This is a genomic window from Arenibacter sp. 6A1 (genome assembly GCF_012272855.1).
GTDB lineage: Bacteria > Bacteroidota > Bacteroidia > Flavobacteriales > Flavobacteriaceae > Arenibacter.
In genome coordinates, this window is the sequence record NZ_JAAXCQ010000020.1 from 67,864 (window position 1) to 82,837 (window position 14,974).

Below are 14,974 nucleotides of genomic sequence, written 5' to 3' on the forward strand. Positions count from 1 at the left end.
CAGATAATTGTCACATCCTTAACACAAAGCTTGTTTAAAAAACATAGAAATTATGCTAAAAAACTATACCTTGTAAGCTTGTTTTTATTCAACCTATAAATTTATTAAAGACCACTATGAAGAAGCTTCTTTCTATGGCATTTTACATTGCCTGCCTTTTTACCCTATGCCAATGTACCACCCTTAAACCGGTTGCCCAAGAGCAAAACCAAGATTGGGTAAATATGTTTAACGGGAAGGATATAAACGATTGGACCACCAAAATTCACCATTATGAAGTAGGCGATAATTACGGCGACACCTTTAGGGTAGAAGATAGTATTATAAAAGTTCGATACGACAAGTACGAAGGCGATTTTAACGAACGATATGGGCATTTATATTATAACACTCCTTATTCGTATTACCATTTGGTGATAGAATATAGGTTTGTTGGAGAGTTACACCCCGGAGCACCGGGTTATACCATAAAAAATAGCGGGGTAATGTTTCATTCTCAAGACCCAAGAACCATGCTCAAAGAACAAGACTGGCCTATTTCTGTAGAAATGCAGTTTTTAGCCGGACTAGAAGAAGGTTCTCCAAGACCTACAGGAAATATGTGCTCGCCAGGAACCGATGTCGTTTATGACGGTAAAATAGATCCTAGACATTGTATTAATTCTACTTCAAAAACCTATTACGGCGATCAGTGGGTACGTGCCGAAGCGATTGTTTTGGGCGATTCTTTGGTGACCCATATCATTAATGGAGAAAAGGTATTGGAGTATACCCAACCACAAATTGGTGGTGGCGTTGCCAACGGGTATGACCCAGCCGTTAAAATTGATGGTAAATTATTAAAAGAAGGATTTATTGCCTTGCAATCTGAAGGACAACCTATAGATTTTAGAATGGTAAAAATTAAAAACCTAAAAGGATGTATGGATCCTAAAGCGACCAACTTCCGTAAGGATTATATAAAATCGGACCCGGAAGCCTGTATCTACAAATAATAAAAGTTATATAGTATTAAAAAGGGAGATGTCCTTCTTTGGACATCTCCCTTGTCATAAAATCCTATTTCAATAGTTTCTACAATGCAACTAGCCGCTGTAATGCATTCCAAATAGCCCTATAAAAGCAAAACCTTTATTTGGTTTCTGAACAACTTAATTTTCCCTTCATTTTCCATTTTCTTTAAAAGGCGAGACACCACTACCCTAGAAGTATTAAGGTCATAGGCAATCTCCTGATGGGTCGCATATATTAAGTCGTCTTGGGTTACTTTTGCTTTGTCCTGCAGGTGTTTTAATAGACGCTCGTCCATTTTTAAAAAGGCAAGGGTATCTATGGTTTCCAAAAGCTCTTTCATTCGCGCTTGGTAACTATCCAAAATAAATTTTTGCCAGCTTTTATATTTCCCCATCCAGTGTTCCATATACTGTACTGGTATCATCAATATTTCGGCCTTGGTTTCTGCCACCGCCCTTATCTCACTCCTATTTCTTCCCAAGCAGCAAGAAAAGGTCATGGCGCAGGTATCTCCCCTCTCTATAAAATACAGCAACAGCTCATCGCCTCCTTCGTCTTCCCGTAATATTTTTATAGCACCTTTCAATAATAAGGGCATATTGGTAACGGTGTCGCCTATAGCCATTACCACTTCGCCTTGATTCACTTTTTTATAGAGACCGACAGCTTTTATTTCTTCCAACAATTCAGGTTCAAAAAGATACCCATAGTGATCTTCCAAGGCCTCTTTCATACTTATTTCTTTAATTTGTTTGGTTGAAGATATACGGAAAACAACTTTTCTTTTTCTGTCAAAGTCTGAAATCCGGTATGCAGGTTATCATGTGATGCCGCATAGGGATAAAAACTAATAGGTTCTATACAAAGCATATTGGGCACCTCTGTCCAGAGCATAAAATTTCCGAACCCTTCTGTTTTTATGTGGAGTTCTTCGGCATCGGACAAGGTCACTTCTTCGGTATCTAAGACGGCCAATGCTCTATTGCCAACTGCCAATATTTCGGGTAAATCTATAGTTCTGTCCTTTACACGTACGCTAGGGGTCTCGGTATGCAATTTAAAGGCCGGGTGGTATCCTAACATAAATGGCATCTCTTGATCTCCCGAGATGGCAAAAGTAATTTTCAGTCCTTCTTCCGTTATTTCATAAGTTTTTTGAAACCTGAAATTATAAGGCCATGCCAATAATTCCGCTGTAGATTTTGCAGGATATTTAGAATTCTGCACCTGGGTATTGGCAACATAGGTTTTTTCCCAAACTGCTTTTTCTTCCGTTTGTGAAACCAGCTCATACTGTAATTCACGTAACAAACCGTGTTGATCTTGTACTGCTGCTCCCTTAGGAGTACTTACTTTAAAATCGGCCTCATTGGTAGGGCCTATAATTGGGAACATTTCCGTATCCGAACTTCGCCACCCTGGGCTTCCTTTTTGATGAATGTATTCATGGCCATCTACGGTGTAGCCTACTAACTCCCCTGCATCAATCCTTACGGTTTGGTTCAACCCTTTTAAGCTTATCATTATTTTATTATTTATTAAGTGTTCTTTGTCTTCTGGCTTTTATAATGAATGCTGGTCTATATTTATTCTATAAACCCTTTTTCTCTCATCCATTGGTCGTTGTACATTTTACCCACATAGCGGCTTCCATGGTCATGAAACAAAACCACGACCACATCGTCTTTTGTAAAATGTTCTTTTAGCTGTAACAAGCCTTTTATGGCTGCTCCTGCCGAATTTCCCAAAAACATAGCTTCTTCTTTGGCCAAGCGTTGGGTATAAACGGCAGCATCTTTATCGGTTACTTTTGTAAAGCCGTCTATAATATCGAAGTGCACATTTTTTGGCAACATATCTTCTCCTATCCCTTCAGTGATATACGGATAGATTTCATCTTCATCAAAAATTCCGGTTTCGTGATATTTCTTAAATACCGACCCATAGGTATCAATTCCCCATACTTTAATATTTGGGTTCTTTTCTTTTAGAAAGGTCCCTACCCCGGAGATGGTCCCCCCTGTTCCGACGCCAGCTACAAAATGGGTGATTTTCCCTTCGGTCTGTTCCCAAATTTCGGGTCCGGTGGTCTGGTAATGGGCTTTAAAATTACCAGGATTATCGTATTGATTTACATACCAAGAGTTGGGGGTTTCCTGAGCCAACCTCTTGCCTGTTGCATAATAACTTCTTGGATCTTCTGGCGCTACATTGGTAGGGCAAACATGTACTTCACTCCCCACAGCCTTAAGCATATCTACCTTTTCCTTGGACTGTTTATCACTGATCACGCAGATCATTTTGTACCCTTTTACAACCGCTACTAGGGCCAATCCCATTCCTGTATTTCCCGAAGTACTTTCTATGATGGTTCCTCCCGGTTTTAAGAGTCCTTCTTTTTCAGCATCTGCTATCATTTGCACGGCAATCCTGTCTTTTACCGAATTGCCCGGATTAAATGTCTCGTACTTGGCCAATACCAAACACGGCAGTTCCGCAGTAAGTTTGTTTAACTGTACTAAGGGCGTATTTCCTATGGTTTCTAGAATATTTTTAAAATATTTCATAGGCTTCAAAGATAATAGTTTCGGTATTCAAAAATAGCGGCAGCGCCTAAAAAACGGCTTCGTCCCTTCCTTGGAGCCATCGGTTATGTCTACTTTTTGTCATGGGTAGTCCCACCCCTTAAGTTAAGATAATTTTGCCAAACGTTTCTAGTTGTTAATTCTTACAACTAAAGCGATCTACTCAAACTTAATGGCCTTCACGGGCGAAATTTTTGTTATGATATAAGAAGGCACCAATAACATTAACAAGCAAAGCAACAACACGCCAACATTGAGCCCCAATACGGTCCATAGGTCTGTATGCACAGGAATATAATCGATATAATATTCTTCGGGGTTTGGGAATTTAAACAATCTAAATTTGTTTTGGATTCCAATAATCCCCAGCCCGATAACATTTCCGATCAGCAGTCCTATCCCTATCAGGTAGGTGGCATTATATAAAAATATTTTACGGACACTCCAGTTCGAAGCTCCCAAGGCTTTTAGCACCCCTATCATTTGGGTACGTTCCAAGATAAGCACTAAAAGGGCGGTAATCATATTAATACCTCCCACGATAATCATGATTCCAATAATAAGGGCGATATTAAAATCGAATAGGCCTATCCATTCAAAGATCCTATAATATTTGTCTTTGATGGTTTGGGTATCTAGGTCCGAAAGTGTTTTCCCGTAAATTTCTTTTCCTTTTTCATCAATATCATCAAAATCATCCAAGAATATCTCAAAATTCCCCACTTCGTTCTCGGCCCATTTATTCATGCGCTGTATATGTCGCAGGTCTATAAAAATATAAGAGCTATCGAACTCCTCAAAACCACTATCATAGATACCAACGATGGTAAACTTCCGCTGATTGGGCATTTTTGACGGCTGGTCTTCCTTAATAAAAAACGAAAAAAATGAATCCCCGGTTTTTAAATGCAGGCGGTTTGCCAAAATCCGGGAAATAAGCACCTCATCGTTGAGAGCCTCTGTATAATCGGGCAACACCCCATCGACCAAAAACTCTTCAAAGACCTTCCAGTTATAATCTTTTCCAACCCCTTTTGCGATGATCCCTTCGAAGGTATCTTCGGTACGTATGATCCCTCCTTTACTCGCTACGGCCTGTATATGGTTAATACCACTGACCGATTTAAATTCCGGATAAAATTCTTGTTCTATGGATACTGGTACCACAGAGACATCGGAAGTATTGTTATCGTAATTATAGATCTGGATATGCCCATTAAATGCCGCTATTTTTTCGCGTATTTTATGCTTTAGCCCAACGCCCGTTGCTATGGCGATCAACATCATTATGACGCCTATAGAAATCGCTGCAATGGCTATTTTTATTATTGGTGCAGATATACTAACTTTATGCTCTTTGCCTCTAACCAGACGCTTGGCAATAAAAAATTCTAAATTCAATTTATGGCTATTTTATCCGTTTTCAAAAATACAGTTTTATTATTGTTTATTGCACTTTCTTATTGTGGAAACCCAAGCAAAGGCGACAAAAAAAGCCAGACTACCATAGTTTCCCAAGAAGATGCTATGGTAGAAAGTCCTATTCTTGTAGGGGCTAACCGTACCGATCGCTACCTTCCTTTATTAAAGGGAAAGAAGGTGGCGGTGGTCGCCAACCAAACCAGTGTGATCTTTAAAAACACCCCCGCTAGTCCATATACCCATATCGTGGATTCGCTTTTGGCTTCCGGGATAACCATCAAGCAGGTTTTTGCCCCAGAACACGGATTCCGTGGCGAAGCCGATGCCGGTGAAAAAGTCACCGATGGGAAGGACGAAAAAACCGGATTGCCATTGATATCCCTCTACGGAAAAAACCGCAAGCCTACGAAGGCCCAATTAAAGGACATAGAAGTAGTCTTGTTCGATATACAGGACGTAGGCGTACGTTTTTATACCTATATCGCCACCATGCAACTGGTTATGGAAGCCTGTGCAGAAAATAATATTCCGGTAATTGTTTTAGACCGTCCTAATCCAAATGCACATTATGTAGATGGCCCAAGCATGGAAACTGAACACCAAGGCTTTTTAGGAATGACCAATATTCCCCTAGTGTACGGTATGACCATTGGCGAATATGCCAACATGATCAATGAAGAAGGCTGGTTGGACCAACAATTAAAAGCCGATCTTACCGTGGTGACCATGGAAAACTACGACCATAACAAAGACTATGAACTTCCTATAAGGCCTTCACCAAACTTGCCTAACAATACGTCTATTTATCTATATCCTAGTTTAGGATTCTTTGAAGGGACCAATATTAATGCCGGTAGGGGAACGGAGTTTCAATTTCAACGGTATGGCGCCTCATTTTTAGATAAAAGCAAATACGATTTTACCTATACTCCCAAGCCTAATTTTGGATCAAAAGACCCTAAGGAAAACGGCAAGCTATGCTACGGAAAAGACTTGTCCAAAACCCCTAAATTAAATAAGGTAGACCTCAGTTACTTGTTGGACGCCTATAAAAACACCAAGGACAAGAGTCTATTTTTTAATACCAGCGGATTTACCAAACATGCCGGAACTGCCGTTTTACAAAAACAAATTGAGGCCGGATTATCGGAAAAGGAAATAAAAGCAACATGGCAAAAAGACATCGAAGCCTTTAAAAAAATTAGGGCCAAATATGTAATCTATGATTGATTGGAAGAAGTCACTTCTTCCTCCTGGTGCGAAATATATTTCTTAAGGGGAATTCTCAACAAGCTCGAAATATTAGAATTCTCCTTTTCATTAGGGTAGGTATCTACCCCGTAAATAATTTTGTCGCTAGGAAGTTTTAAAAATGTTCCGAAGAGCCTATCCCAGAGCGAAAAAATATTCCCGTAATTACTATCTGTATACGGCAATTTATAGTGATGGTGAACTTTGTGCATGTTTGGAGACACGATAATCCAACTCAATACGGTATCAATTTTCTTCGGCAGCGAAATATTGGCATGGTTAAACTGAGAAAAAACCACCGACAAGGCCTGGTAGATCATAATAATGGCCACCGGAGCCCCAACCACAAAAGTTCCCAAGCAGGTAAAGGCAAAACGCAGCACACTTTCTCCGGGGTGATGCCTATTGGCCGTTGTAGTATCTACTTGGTGATCGGTATGGTGAATGATATGAAAGCCCCATAACACTTTCACTTTATGTGCTACCCAATGAGCCAACCAAGCGCTGATTAAATCTAAGAGCAATACTCCGAGCAGCACTTTCGCCCATAGCGGCATTGGAGACAACCATTGTAATACCCCAAAATTATTGGCAAGGGTCCAATCACTGGTTTTTAACAACAAAAAAGCCAAGGGGAAATTTACGAGAATGGTCGTAATAGTAAAAAATATATTGATCCCCGCGTGCTTAAATTTTTGGTACTTAAGCCTAAACAAAGGAATTACATATTCCAGGATCCAAAAAAACACGATCCCAGACACTAAAATAAGACTCCTATGGGCCGAGGGGATGGTTTCAAAATAATTATAAAAAGCCTCCATAAACGATTTTAGTTTTCGGAGATATCCCCGATCACTATTAAAGGTACTAATTCTTCCTTATTCCCCCGCGCTCTATTTTTTACATGGCCACATCGTTAAGGCACCCTTAGTCTAGCAGGGATCGCCTTACATAGGGAGCTTTTTTTTCATGGCCTCTACTATATTAAAGGCAGCAGGGCAAATGGCCACGTTTTTCATGGTGAGGTTACTAATTTGCTGAAACTTTTTACGATCGGTATGAGGAAACTCACGGCAAGCTTTTGGACGTACCTCATAAATGGAGCAATAATTATCGGCTCCTAAAAAAGTACAGGGCACACTCTGCAGCACATAATCGTTGTCCTCATCGATACGCAGGTATTGATCGATGAATTTTTGCGGTTTAAGCTTAAAGTGTTTGGCTATCCTTTCTACATCTATATTGGTAAACAAGGGGCCTGTAGTTTTACAGCAATTGGCACATTTTAAGCAATCGGTTTTTTCAAACTCAGCCTCGTGAAGCTCCTGCATCAGATAATCCAAGTTCTTTGGCGGCTTCTTTTTAAGCTTGGTAAAATACTTTTTGTTTTCTGTTTGCTTTTCCTGAGCGCGCTTGGGCAGCTCCCTAATTACCTCATCCATTCTGCAATAAACTTTTAAAAGTTCGCTAAAAGTCTCACATTTGCATGTAAAATACAAATTTAAATGGAGAAGGATATTTTTGGCAAGGCCATAGCAGATTACCAAGCGGGTAATTATTCCGAGGATATTATAACCTATTCTTCGTTGGAAGAAGAAGATACGATACCCCTGCCCTACTTATTTAGGGATTACAAAAAAATGCCCCCTGTAGAGCAAAAGGCCCTAAAGTTATGCAAAGGCTCTGTCTTGGATATCGGATGCGGAGCGGGGAGCCATAGCCTTTACCTACAAAAAAATGGACTTCAGGTAACCGCCCTGGACCACTCTAAAGGCGCTATTGAAACCTGCATCAAGAGAGGCATTACACAAACCGTATGTAGCGATATTTATGCCTATAAGGACCAAAAATTCGATACCTTATTAATGCTGATGAACGGTATAGGGATTGTGGGCAAGTTACAGAATATCGATGCCCTTTTTACCCATTTAAAGACCCTCCTAAAACCAAACGGACAGCTATTGTTAGATTCTAGCGATATCATTTATATGTTTGAAGAAGACGAAGATGGTGGCTATTGGATTCCGGACAATACCAAATACTATGGCGAAGTAGATTTTGTGATGGAATACAAAGGTGAAAAAAGCGATTCCCTCCCATGGTTGTACATAGATTACAACACCTTACAACGGGCCGCAAATGCCAATAATTTAAACTGTGAACTGGTATACGAAGGCGAACATTACGACTATTTGGCAAAACTTACCCTGATAAAGGAATAGGAAATATTGCATAAACGTCTTACCTTATACAAGTTTAGCACAGTAATTGCAGCTTATAAAATTCAAAATAGGGATACTCCCCAAAAAAAACACCCATGAAAAGATTCTCCTTGGTACTGCTCTTAAGTTTTGTTTTCTTCCTAGCCTGCTCTAAAGATACGGTTAACGAAACCCAAGAAGTACAGATAACTCGGACCGCAAACCTAAAGAACGCGGGAGATTCTGCCCGTGACTTTCTTTCGAGCGAGAAATTCAAAAATCTGCTTATTGAAATTGGGTATGTAAAAGGCTTTAACCCTACCCAAGAAACCATCAGTAATTTTACGGCTTTTTTAGGAGAACGCATCAATAAGGATAAGATAGATTTTGTGTTTAAGGAATTGCCTTCTTCGGGCAAGGACAGTCTCAGCATTCAGGAGATAGTCGATTTGGAAAAGGAGCACAGGAGCTTTTATAATGACGACGACACCCTGTCCTTATATATCTATTTTTCGGACGCCCCATCGAGCGCCGACAAACCAGAAGAAGATTTGGTGACCTTGGGAGCCGTTTATAGAAATACCTCCATGGTCATTTACGAAGCTACCATCCGTAATATCGCCAGCAAAAGCATCCTTTTATCGAATACCACTGTAGAAACGGCCACGCTCCATCATGAGGCCGGCCATTTATTTGGTTTGGTAGATTTAGGGAGTCCGTCTGTTAACGATCATACAGATCCGGAAGCCGATAGCCATTGCAATGTTGATGGGTGTTTAATGCGTGCCGAGCTTCAATTTGGTAGTGGGATGCGAAAAATGTTGGCCGCGAAAAACGGTGCTATTCCAGATTTTGGAGCAGAATGTCTAAGAGATTTAAAAGCGAACGGCGGCAAGTAATATTTAACGGCCACGATCAAAAAATCACGAAACCCTCCTTCAGTATCCTTTCTCGTTGGGGCATGTCCGCATAGGCTGCAATCTCTCTATTGTGAATTCTTTTCGCCTTTTGAATTTTATGTTGGGCGTTCCCTCCTACGTCGGGCGGGCTCTTGGCTATATCCCTTGCTTTGCTGCGGGGATGCCGCCGCCATCCCTAACGCGGAACCATGACAGCATCTACTGTTATAACCAGTAGTAAAAGCAGGAATAGGATGGGACAGTCACCTTTAGAAACAGCTATTATCAAAATGCACCCTGCCGTATGGATGCCATTTGATAGCAGGTGTCAAGAATAGAATACATTCTCTACAACCGATACTGATCCTTATTTAATCAGATCTAATAGAACAAAAATAGTAGTCGCAAACAACAATACCATTCCACTGATCCTTATAAAAACGAATCAAAAAAAAACTAGCGGGGCTTGGCCCCGCTAGTTTTTTTTACTGATACCTTTAAAGTCCGTTAAGGGATATTCAAATATTTATGGGTCTGTAAGGACACTTTCCATTTTGGATTTTTCATCACATAATCAACAATCCAAGGTGTAACCTTATCCTTTACGCTCCATTCTGGCTGAAGGTATAGAATGCAATCTTTATTCGTTTTTGCTGCCTGTTCTTCGGCAAAAATAAAGTCGTGCTTATTATACACGATCATTTTTAGTTCGTGTGCCTTATCATAGATAATGCCTTCTGGCAGCTTATTTTTTTTAGGGGAAAGACAGATCCAGTCCCATTGCCCAGAAAGCGGATAAGCCCCGGAGGTTTCTATATGTGTTTTTAGATTTCTCTCTTTTAAGGCCGCTGTCAAAGGCCCCATATCCCAGGTCAATGGTTCGCCCCCGGTAATTACAATGGTATCCGAGTATTTGGCGGCATTGTTTACGATATGTTCTATTCCCGTTGGGGGATGCGTTTCTGCATTCCAGCTTTCCTTTACATCACACCAATGGCATCCTACATCACAACCTCCTACACGAATAAAATACGCGGCCGTTCCTTTGTGGAATCCTTCGCCTTGGATGGTATAGAACTCTTCCATAAGAGGAAGCATAAGTCCTTTGTCTACCAATCCTAAAATTTCATCTTTTACCATGCTGCAAAGATAGAAAATAGACCGCTGCACCACTAGTAATTAGAAAAAAGATATTTTTAGTGCTTTTACCTAGATCCTAATGTAGGCTTAGCCTTGGAAAACCCCTATAAAACGGACATATTTTATAAAGAACAATGGCAGTAGCCCACCTACTTTCTATACTAAAAATAATCCCCTCTTCCCTATTATAATCCCCCCACTTCAATAAAAAGACACCAATCTTGTAGGATCACCCAAGTTTTTGGATATTTACCCTGTTCCTTATCTTCTGTACAGACGAGTGGAATTACACCTTAAAACCATTTCAATTTAATAAAAAACTATCATGAGAAACCTTTGGCTCCTAAGCAGCATTCTTTTATTTAATCTTGCGTCCTGTTTTGCCCAGGAAGAAAATAAATCTCCCTTAACGATTAAAGAAATTATGCAAGGAGACGATTTTGTAGGACAGCTTCCTTCTAGTCCACAATGGTCTTTGGATGGCGAAACCCTATACTTTAAATGGAACCCCGAAAAAGCTTTCAGCGACTCCCTTTATGGTTATAATCTAAAGCAATCCCGAATTGAAAAAACGGATTTTGAAACGGAATACGCCTTGCCCAGCGCTAGGGGAGTTTTTAACAAGGACAATACCTTAAAACTATATTCCAAAGGCGGCGATATTTTTATAGTCAACCTTTCCACCAATGCCATTACACAAATTACCGATACGGAGGCGTATGAGGGCAACCCACATTTTACCGATCATGGTTCCAAAGTAGCCTATATAAAAGACACTAATATTTATACTTGGGACATTGCCAAGGGTACCACCGCACAGCTTACCAAATTTAAGGCAAAGGATACTGAAAAAAAGAAAAGCACTAAGGATGAATGGTTATACAATGACCAATTAGCGTTATTTGATGTACTTCGCAGCCGTAAGGCCAAAAAAGACGAAGCCGAAAAACTAAACAAGCGCTATGAGGCAAAAGCCCCTTTATCTATAGACCCGGAAGGGAAATCGATAAGCAATCTAAAAATAAGTCCAGATGGAAAATACATCACTTATTTAACTATAAAACGCCCAAAGGAATCAAAAGGTACTATTGTTCCCCATTTCGTGACCGAATCGGGCTATACAGAAGATCAGAACACAAGGTCCAAGGTTGGTGATGTGCCTAGCGAATATGAAATGTTTGTCTACGATATTGCCAACAGAAAAGTATATCCGGTGGTGCTCGACAATCTTAAAGGATTGGATTATGTACCGGAATACACCAAGGAGTATCCGGACAAACCTTATGAAAACAAAAATCGCATTGGCTATATCAGCGGCCCGGTTTGGAGCCAAGATGGTAAACATGGTGTTTTAGATATTAACACCAACGATTATAAGGATCGATGGATAGTACTTTTAAATGCTTCAGACGGCACGGTTAAAAACTTAGACCACCAGCACGATGAAGCATGGATTGCAGGCCCTGGCATCGGCGGATACGGCGGTGGAGAACTAGGCTGGTTGCCAGATAATAAAACTATCTATTTCCAGTCCGAGAAAACAGGCTACTCCCATCTGTATGTTATGGATATTACATCTAAAAAGGCCAAGGCCCTTACCTCCGGAAATTTTGAAATATACAATCCCGAGATTTCAAAAGACGGTACTCGTTGGTATTTTACTGCCAATAAAAATCACCCTGGCGACCGTCAGTTTTACACCATGCCTATAGGAGGAGGGAAATTTACCCAACTGACCCAAATGACGGGGAACAATGAGGTGTTACTATCTCCGGACGAACGCAACATGGCTATTTTGTATTCATATTCTAATAAACCTACAGAGCTTTATCTACAGCCCAATCCTATTGGGAACGATACTAGGGAATCTGCCAAACAGCTCACCTTTTCTACGACCGAAGAATTTAAGGCTTACGATTGGAGAGACCCCGAAGTAATTACTTTTAAGGCCCAGGATGGCGCCAATGTCCATGCCCGTTTATACCGTCCCAAAGCCGAGGTAAAAAACAATGCCGCCGTTATTTTTGTCCACGGGGCCGGGTATTTACAAAACGCCCATAAATGGTGGAGCTCGTATTTTAGGGAATTTATGTTCCATAACCTATTGGTAGATAACGGGTATACCGTTTTAGATATCGATTACCGCGGCAGTGCCGGTTATGGTAGGGATTGGCGTACCGGGATCTACAGACATATGGGCGGAAAGGACCTTTCTGACCATGTTGACGGGGCCCAGTATTTAGTAAATAATCTAGGGATCGACCAAGAGAAAGTAGGTATTTACGGAGGTTCTTATGGAGGATTCATCACCCTGATGGGTATGTTTACGGCCCCTGACACCTTTAAAGCAGGTGCGGCGATAAGATCTGTAGGAGACTGGGCGGCGTATAACCATGGCTATACCGCACGTATATTAAACACCCCGGCTACCGATAGCTTAGCGTTTAAAAGGAGCTCTCCCATTTATTTCGCAGACGGACTAAAAGGCGATCTATTGATCTTACACGGAATGGTAGATGACAATGTTCATTTTCAGGATATGGTAAGGCTCTCCCAGCGATTGATAGAACTAGAAAAACATAATTGGGAAATGGCCCTCTACCCAGTAGAAAGACATGGTTTTGTTGAACCTAGTAGCTGGACGGATGAATATACCCGTATCTATAAACTATTCCAACAAAGTCTGCTAAAGGATTAAAGGCTATTACAGCATGTTCCCTAAGGCTTGTTTTACGGCCACCATCGCTGCGCTGATGTTCGCATCTGCTGTAAATACGGTGGCCGTAAAAGAAGTGTGACCAAGATTCATGAATTTTTCGAAAAAATGAATTTAAGGCGGATTACCATGCAGATCTGTTTTACTTTGAATAATATTAGTCTATTTTTATACTAAATATAGATCTCAATGGATACTAAAGACCAATTCATACAGCATATAGAAGAAGGATACAGCACCAAAGGCGACTTTATTACCATGGGGTCGGCAATATTAAATGAGGAAACCATCACCAATGCCTTTGTAAAGATCCCTTTAAAAACCCTAAACAGACATGGACTTATTGCAGGAGCTACTGGTACGGGTAAAACCAAAACCCTACAGGTAATTGCCGAAAATTTATCCGAGAAGGGGATTCCTGTTTTATTGATGGATTTAAAAGGCGACCTCAGCGGCTTGGCACAACCGAGTCCTGGACACGCCAAAATTGAGGAGCGCCATGCCAAAATTGGATTGCCTTTTACCGCTAAAAGTTTTCCAGTAGAAATACTCTCGCTTTCGGAACAAGAAGGTGTAAAACTACGAGCTACGGTATCTGAATTTGGTCCGATATTGCTATCGCGAATATTAAATCTTTCGGTTACCCAAGAAGGCATTGTAGCGGTCGTTTTTAAATATTGCGACGACAACCATTTTCCTTTGTTAGATTTAAAAGATTTTAAAAAGGTACTGCAATACGCTACCGGAGAGGGCAAAAAAGAATTTACCGATAGTTACGGCCGTATTTCTACCAGTTCTACCGGTACAATTCTTAGAAAAATTATAGAATTGGAACAGCAAGGCGCCGAACTCTTCTTTGGCGAAAAGTCGTTTGATGTAGAAGATTTAACCCGTATCGACGAAAAAGGCATGGGCTATATCAACATTCTTCGGCTAACCGACATACAAGACAGGCCCAAACTATTCTCTACCTTTATGCTAAGCTTGTTGGCAGAAATCTATGCTACTTTTCCGGAACAGGGAGATAGTGACAGGCCAGAGTTAGTGCTCTTTATAGATGAGGCCCATTTAATTTTTAAAGAAGCTTCCAAAGCATTATTAGACCAAATAGAGAGTATTGTAAAACTAATACGCTCTAAAGGCATTGGCCTATATTTTGTGACTCAGAACCCCACCGATGTTCCAGATGCCGTACTATCGCAATTAGGATTAAAGGTACAGCATGCCTTAAGGGCTTTTACGGCCAAAGACCGAAAAGCCATAAAATTGACCGCCGAAAACTACCCTATTTCCGAATACTACGATACCAAGGAGGTATTAACATCCTTAGGTATCGGGGAGGCCCTAATTTCGGCCTTGGACGAGAAAGGAAGGCCCACACCCTTGGCAGCAACCATGCTAAGAGCTCCTATGAGCCGTATGGATGTATTAACCGAGCAAGAACTGAAAGCTGTTATAGGCGGCTCTAAACTAGTTTCTAAATACAATGAAACTATAGATCGTGAAAGTGCCTATGAAATCTTGAACGAAAAAATAGATAGGGCCGAAAAAATGGCCGAAAGGGAAAAAGACAGCCCAAGTCGCAAAACTACCAGCAGAAGAACCAGTACCAGACAAAATCCGGTTATTAAAGTGCTGACCAGTGCCACATTTATTAGAGGTGTATTGGGCGTATTAAAAAAAGTGATGCGGTAATTTATTACTTTAGCCCGCAATAGAAATAAAACAACCAACAGTATAACAATT

Annotated in this window: 13 protein-coding genes; 6 read left to right on the top strand and 7 right to left on the bottom strand. The window is 40.7% G+C overall.

Annotated elements, in window-relative coordinates; all coding sequences use genetic code 11:
• Positions 1 to 116: 116 nt before the first annotated feature.
• On the top strand, positions 117 to 995 hold the full coding sequence (locus HCG49_RS15680) for a DUF1080 domain-containing protein (RefSeq protein WP_168470472.1): 879 nt from the start codon (positions 117 to 119) through the stop codon (positions 993 to 995).
• A 119-nt stretch (positions 996 to 1,114) separates the two neighbouring features.
• Here HCG49_RS15680 and HCG49_RS15685 read toward each other — a convergent pair whose 3' ends face one another.
• The 4 genes from HCG49_RS15685 to HCG49_RS15700 form a co-directional block, all read right to left on the bottom strand.
• Positions 1,115 to 1,747, bottom strand: a complete 633-nt coding sequence (locus HCG49_RS15685) for a Crp/Fnr family transcriptional regulator (RefSeq protein ID WP_168470473.1) — start codon at positions 1,745 to 1,747, stop codon at positions 1,115 to 1,117.
• A 2-nt stretch (positions 1,748 to 1,749) separates the two neighbouring features.
• Entirely contained in the window at positions 1,750 to 2,538 is a 789-nt protein-coding gene (locus tag HCG49_RS15690) for an aldose 1-epimerase (RefSeq protein ID WP_168470474.1), read from the bottom strand.
• A 62-nt stretch (positions 2,539 to 2,600) separates the two neighbouring features.
• Positions 2,601 to 3,581: a PLP-dependent cysteine synthase family protein gene (locus tag HCG49_RS15695; RefSeq protein WP_168470475.1), complete on the bottom strand. Its 981-nt coding sequence runs from the start codon at positions 3,579 to 3,581 to the stop codon at positions 2,601 to 2,603.
• A gap of 177 nt (positions 3,582 to 3,758) precedes the next feature.
• Positions 3,759 to 5,000 carry an ABC transporter permease gene (locus HCG49_RS15700; protein ID WP_168470476.1) on the bottom strand — a complete coding sequence of 414 codons (1,242 nt, stop codon included), beginning with the start codon at positions 4,998 to 5,000 and terminating at the stop codon, positions 3,759 to 3,761.
• 3 nt (positions 5,001 to 5,003) lie between these two features.
• Here HCG49_RS15700 and HCG49_RS15705 point away from each other — a divergent pair, with 3 nt between their 5' ends.
• Positions 5,004 to 6,251: an exo-beta-N-acetylmuramidase NamZ domain-containing protein gene (locus tag HCG49_RS15705; protein ID WP_168470477.1), complete on the top strand. Its 1,248-nt coding sequence runs from the start codon at positions 5,004 to 5,006 to the stop codon at positions 6,249 to 6,251.
• Here the strand turns inward: HCG49_RS15705 and HCG49_RS15710 are convergent.
• Together HCG49_RS15710 and HCG49_RS15715 are read right to left on the bottom strand one after the other, a co-directional pair.
• Complete coding sequence (locus HCG49_RS15710; RefSeq protein WP_168470478.1) at positions 6,242 to 7,093, bottom strand: sterol desaturase family protein; 852 nt, start codon at positions 7,091 to 7,093, stop codon at positions 6,242 to 6,244. The two genes, HCG49_RS15705 and HCG49_RS15710, sit on opposite strands and share 10 nt — an antisense overlap.
• A 126-nt stretch (positions 7,094 to 7,219) precedes the next feature.
• Complete coding sequence (locus HCG49_RS15715) at positions 7,220 to 7,714, bottom strand: YkgJ family cysteine cluster protein (protein ID WP_168470479.1); 495 nt, start codon at positions 7,712 to 7,714, stop codon at positions 7,220 to 7,222.
• Positions 7,715 to 7,777: 63 nt separating this feature from the next.
• Between HCG49_RS15715 and HCG49_RS15720 the strand changes: the two genes are divergently transcribed.
• Both HCG49_RS15720 and HCG49_RS15725 read left to right on the top strand, forming a co-directional pair.
• The gene (locus HCG49_RS15720) at positions 7,778 to 8,494 is read left to right on the top strand and encodes a class I SAM-dependent methyltransferase (protein ID WP_168470480.1); all 717 of its coding nucleotides are present in this window, start codon (positions 7,778 to 7,780) and stop codon (positions 8,492 to 8,494) included.
• Positions 8,495 to 8,589: 95 nt separating this feature from the next.
• Positions 8,590 to 9,372 carry a hypothetical protein gene (locus HCG49_RS15725; RefSeq protein ID WP_168470481.1) on the top strand — a complete coding sequence of 261 codons (783 nt, stop codon included), beginning with the start codon at positions 8,590 to 8,592 and terminating at the stop codon, positions 9,370 to 9,372.
• Between the two features lie 507 nt (positions 9,373 to 9,879).
• Here the strand turns inward: HCG49_RS15725 and HCG49_RS15730 are convergent.
• Positions 9,880 to 10,512, bottom strand: a complete 633-nt coding sequence (locus tag HCG49_RS15730; protein ID WP_168470482.1) for a 7-carboxy-7-deazaguanine synthase QueE — start codon at positions 10,510 to 10,512, stop codon at positions 9,880 to 9,882.
• A gap of 325 nt (positions 10,513 to 10,837) precedes the next feature.
• Here HCG49_RS15730 and HCG49_RS15735 point away from each other — a divergent pair, with 325 nt between their 5' ends.
• Together HCG49_RS15735 and HCG49_RS15740 are read left to right on the top strand one after the other, a co-directional pair.
• Entirely contained in the window at positions 10,838 to 13,210 is a 2,373-nt protein-coding gene (locus HCG49_RS15735; RefSeq protein ID WP_168470483.1) for a S9 family peptidase, read from the top strand.
• Between the two features lie 207 nt (positions 13,211 to 13,417).
• On the top strand, positions 13,418 to 14,923 hold the full coding sequence (locus tag HCG49_RS15740) for a helicase HerA-like domain-containing protein (protein WP_168470484.1): 1,506 nt from the start codon (positions 13,418 to 13,420) through the stop codon (positions 14,921 to 14,923).
• Positions 14,924 to 14,974 lie beyond the last annotated feature (51 nt).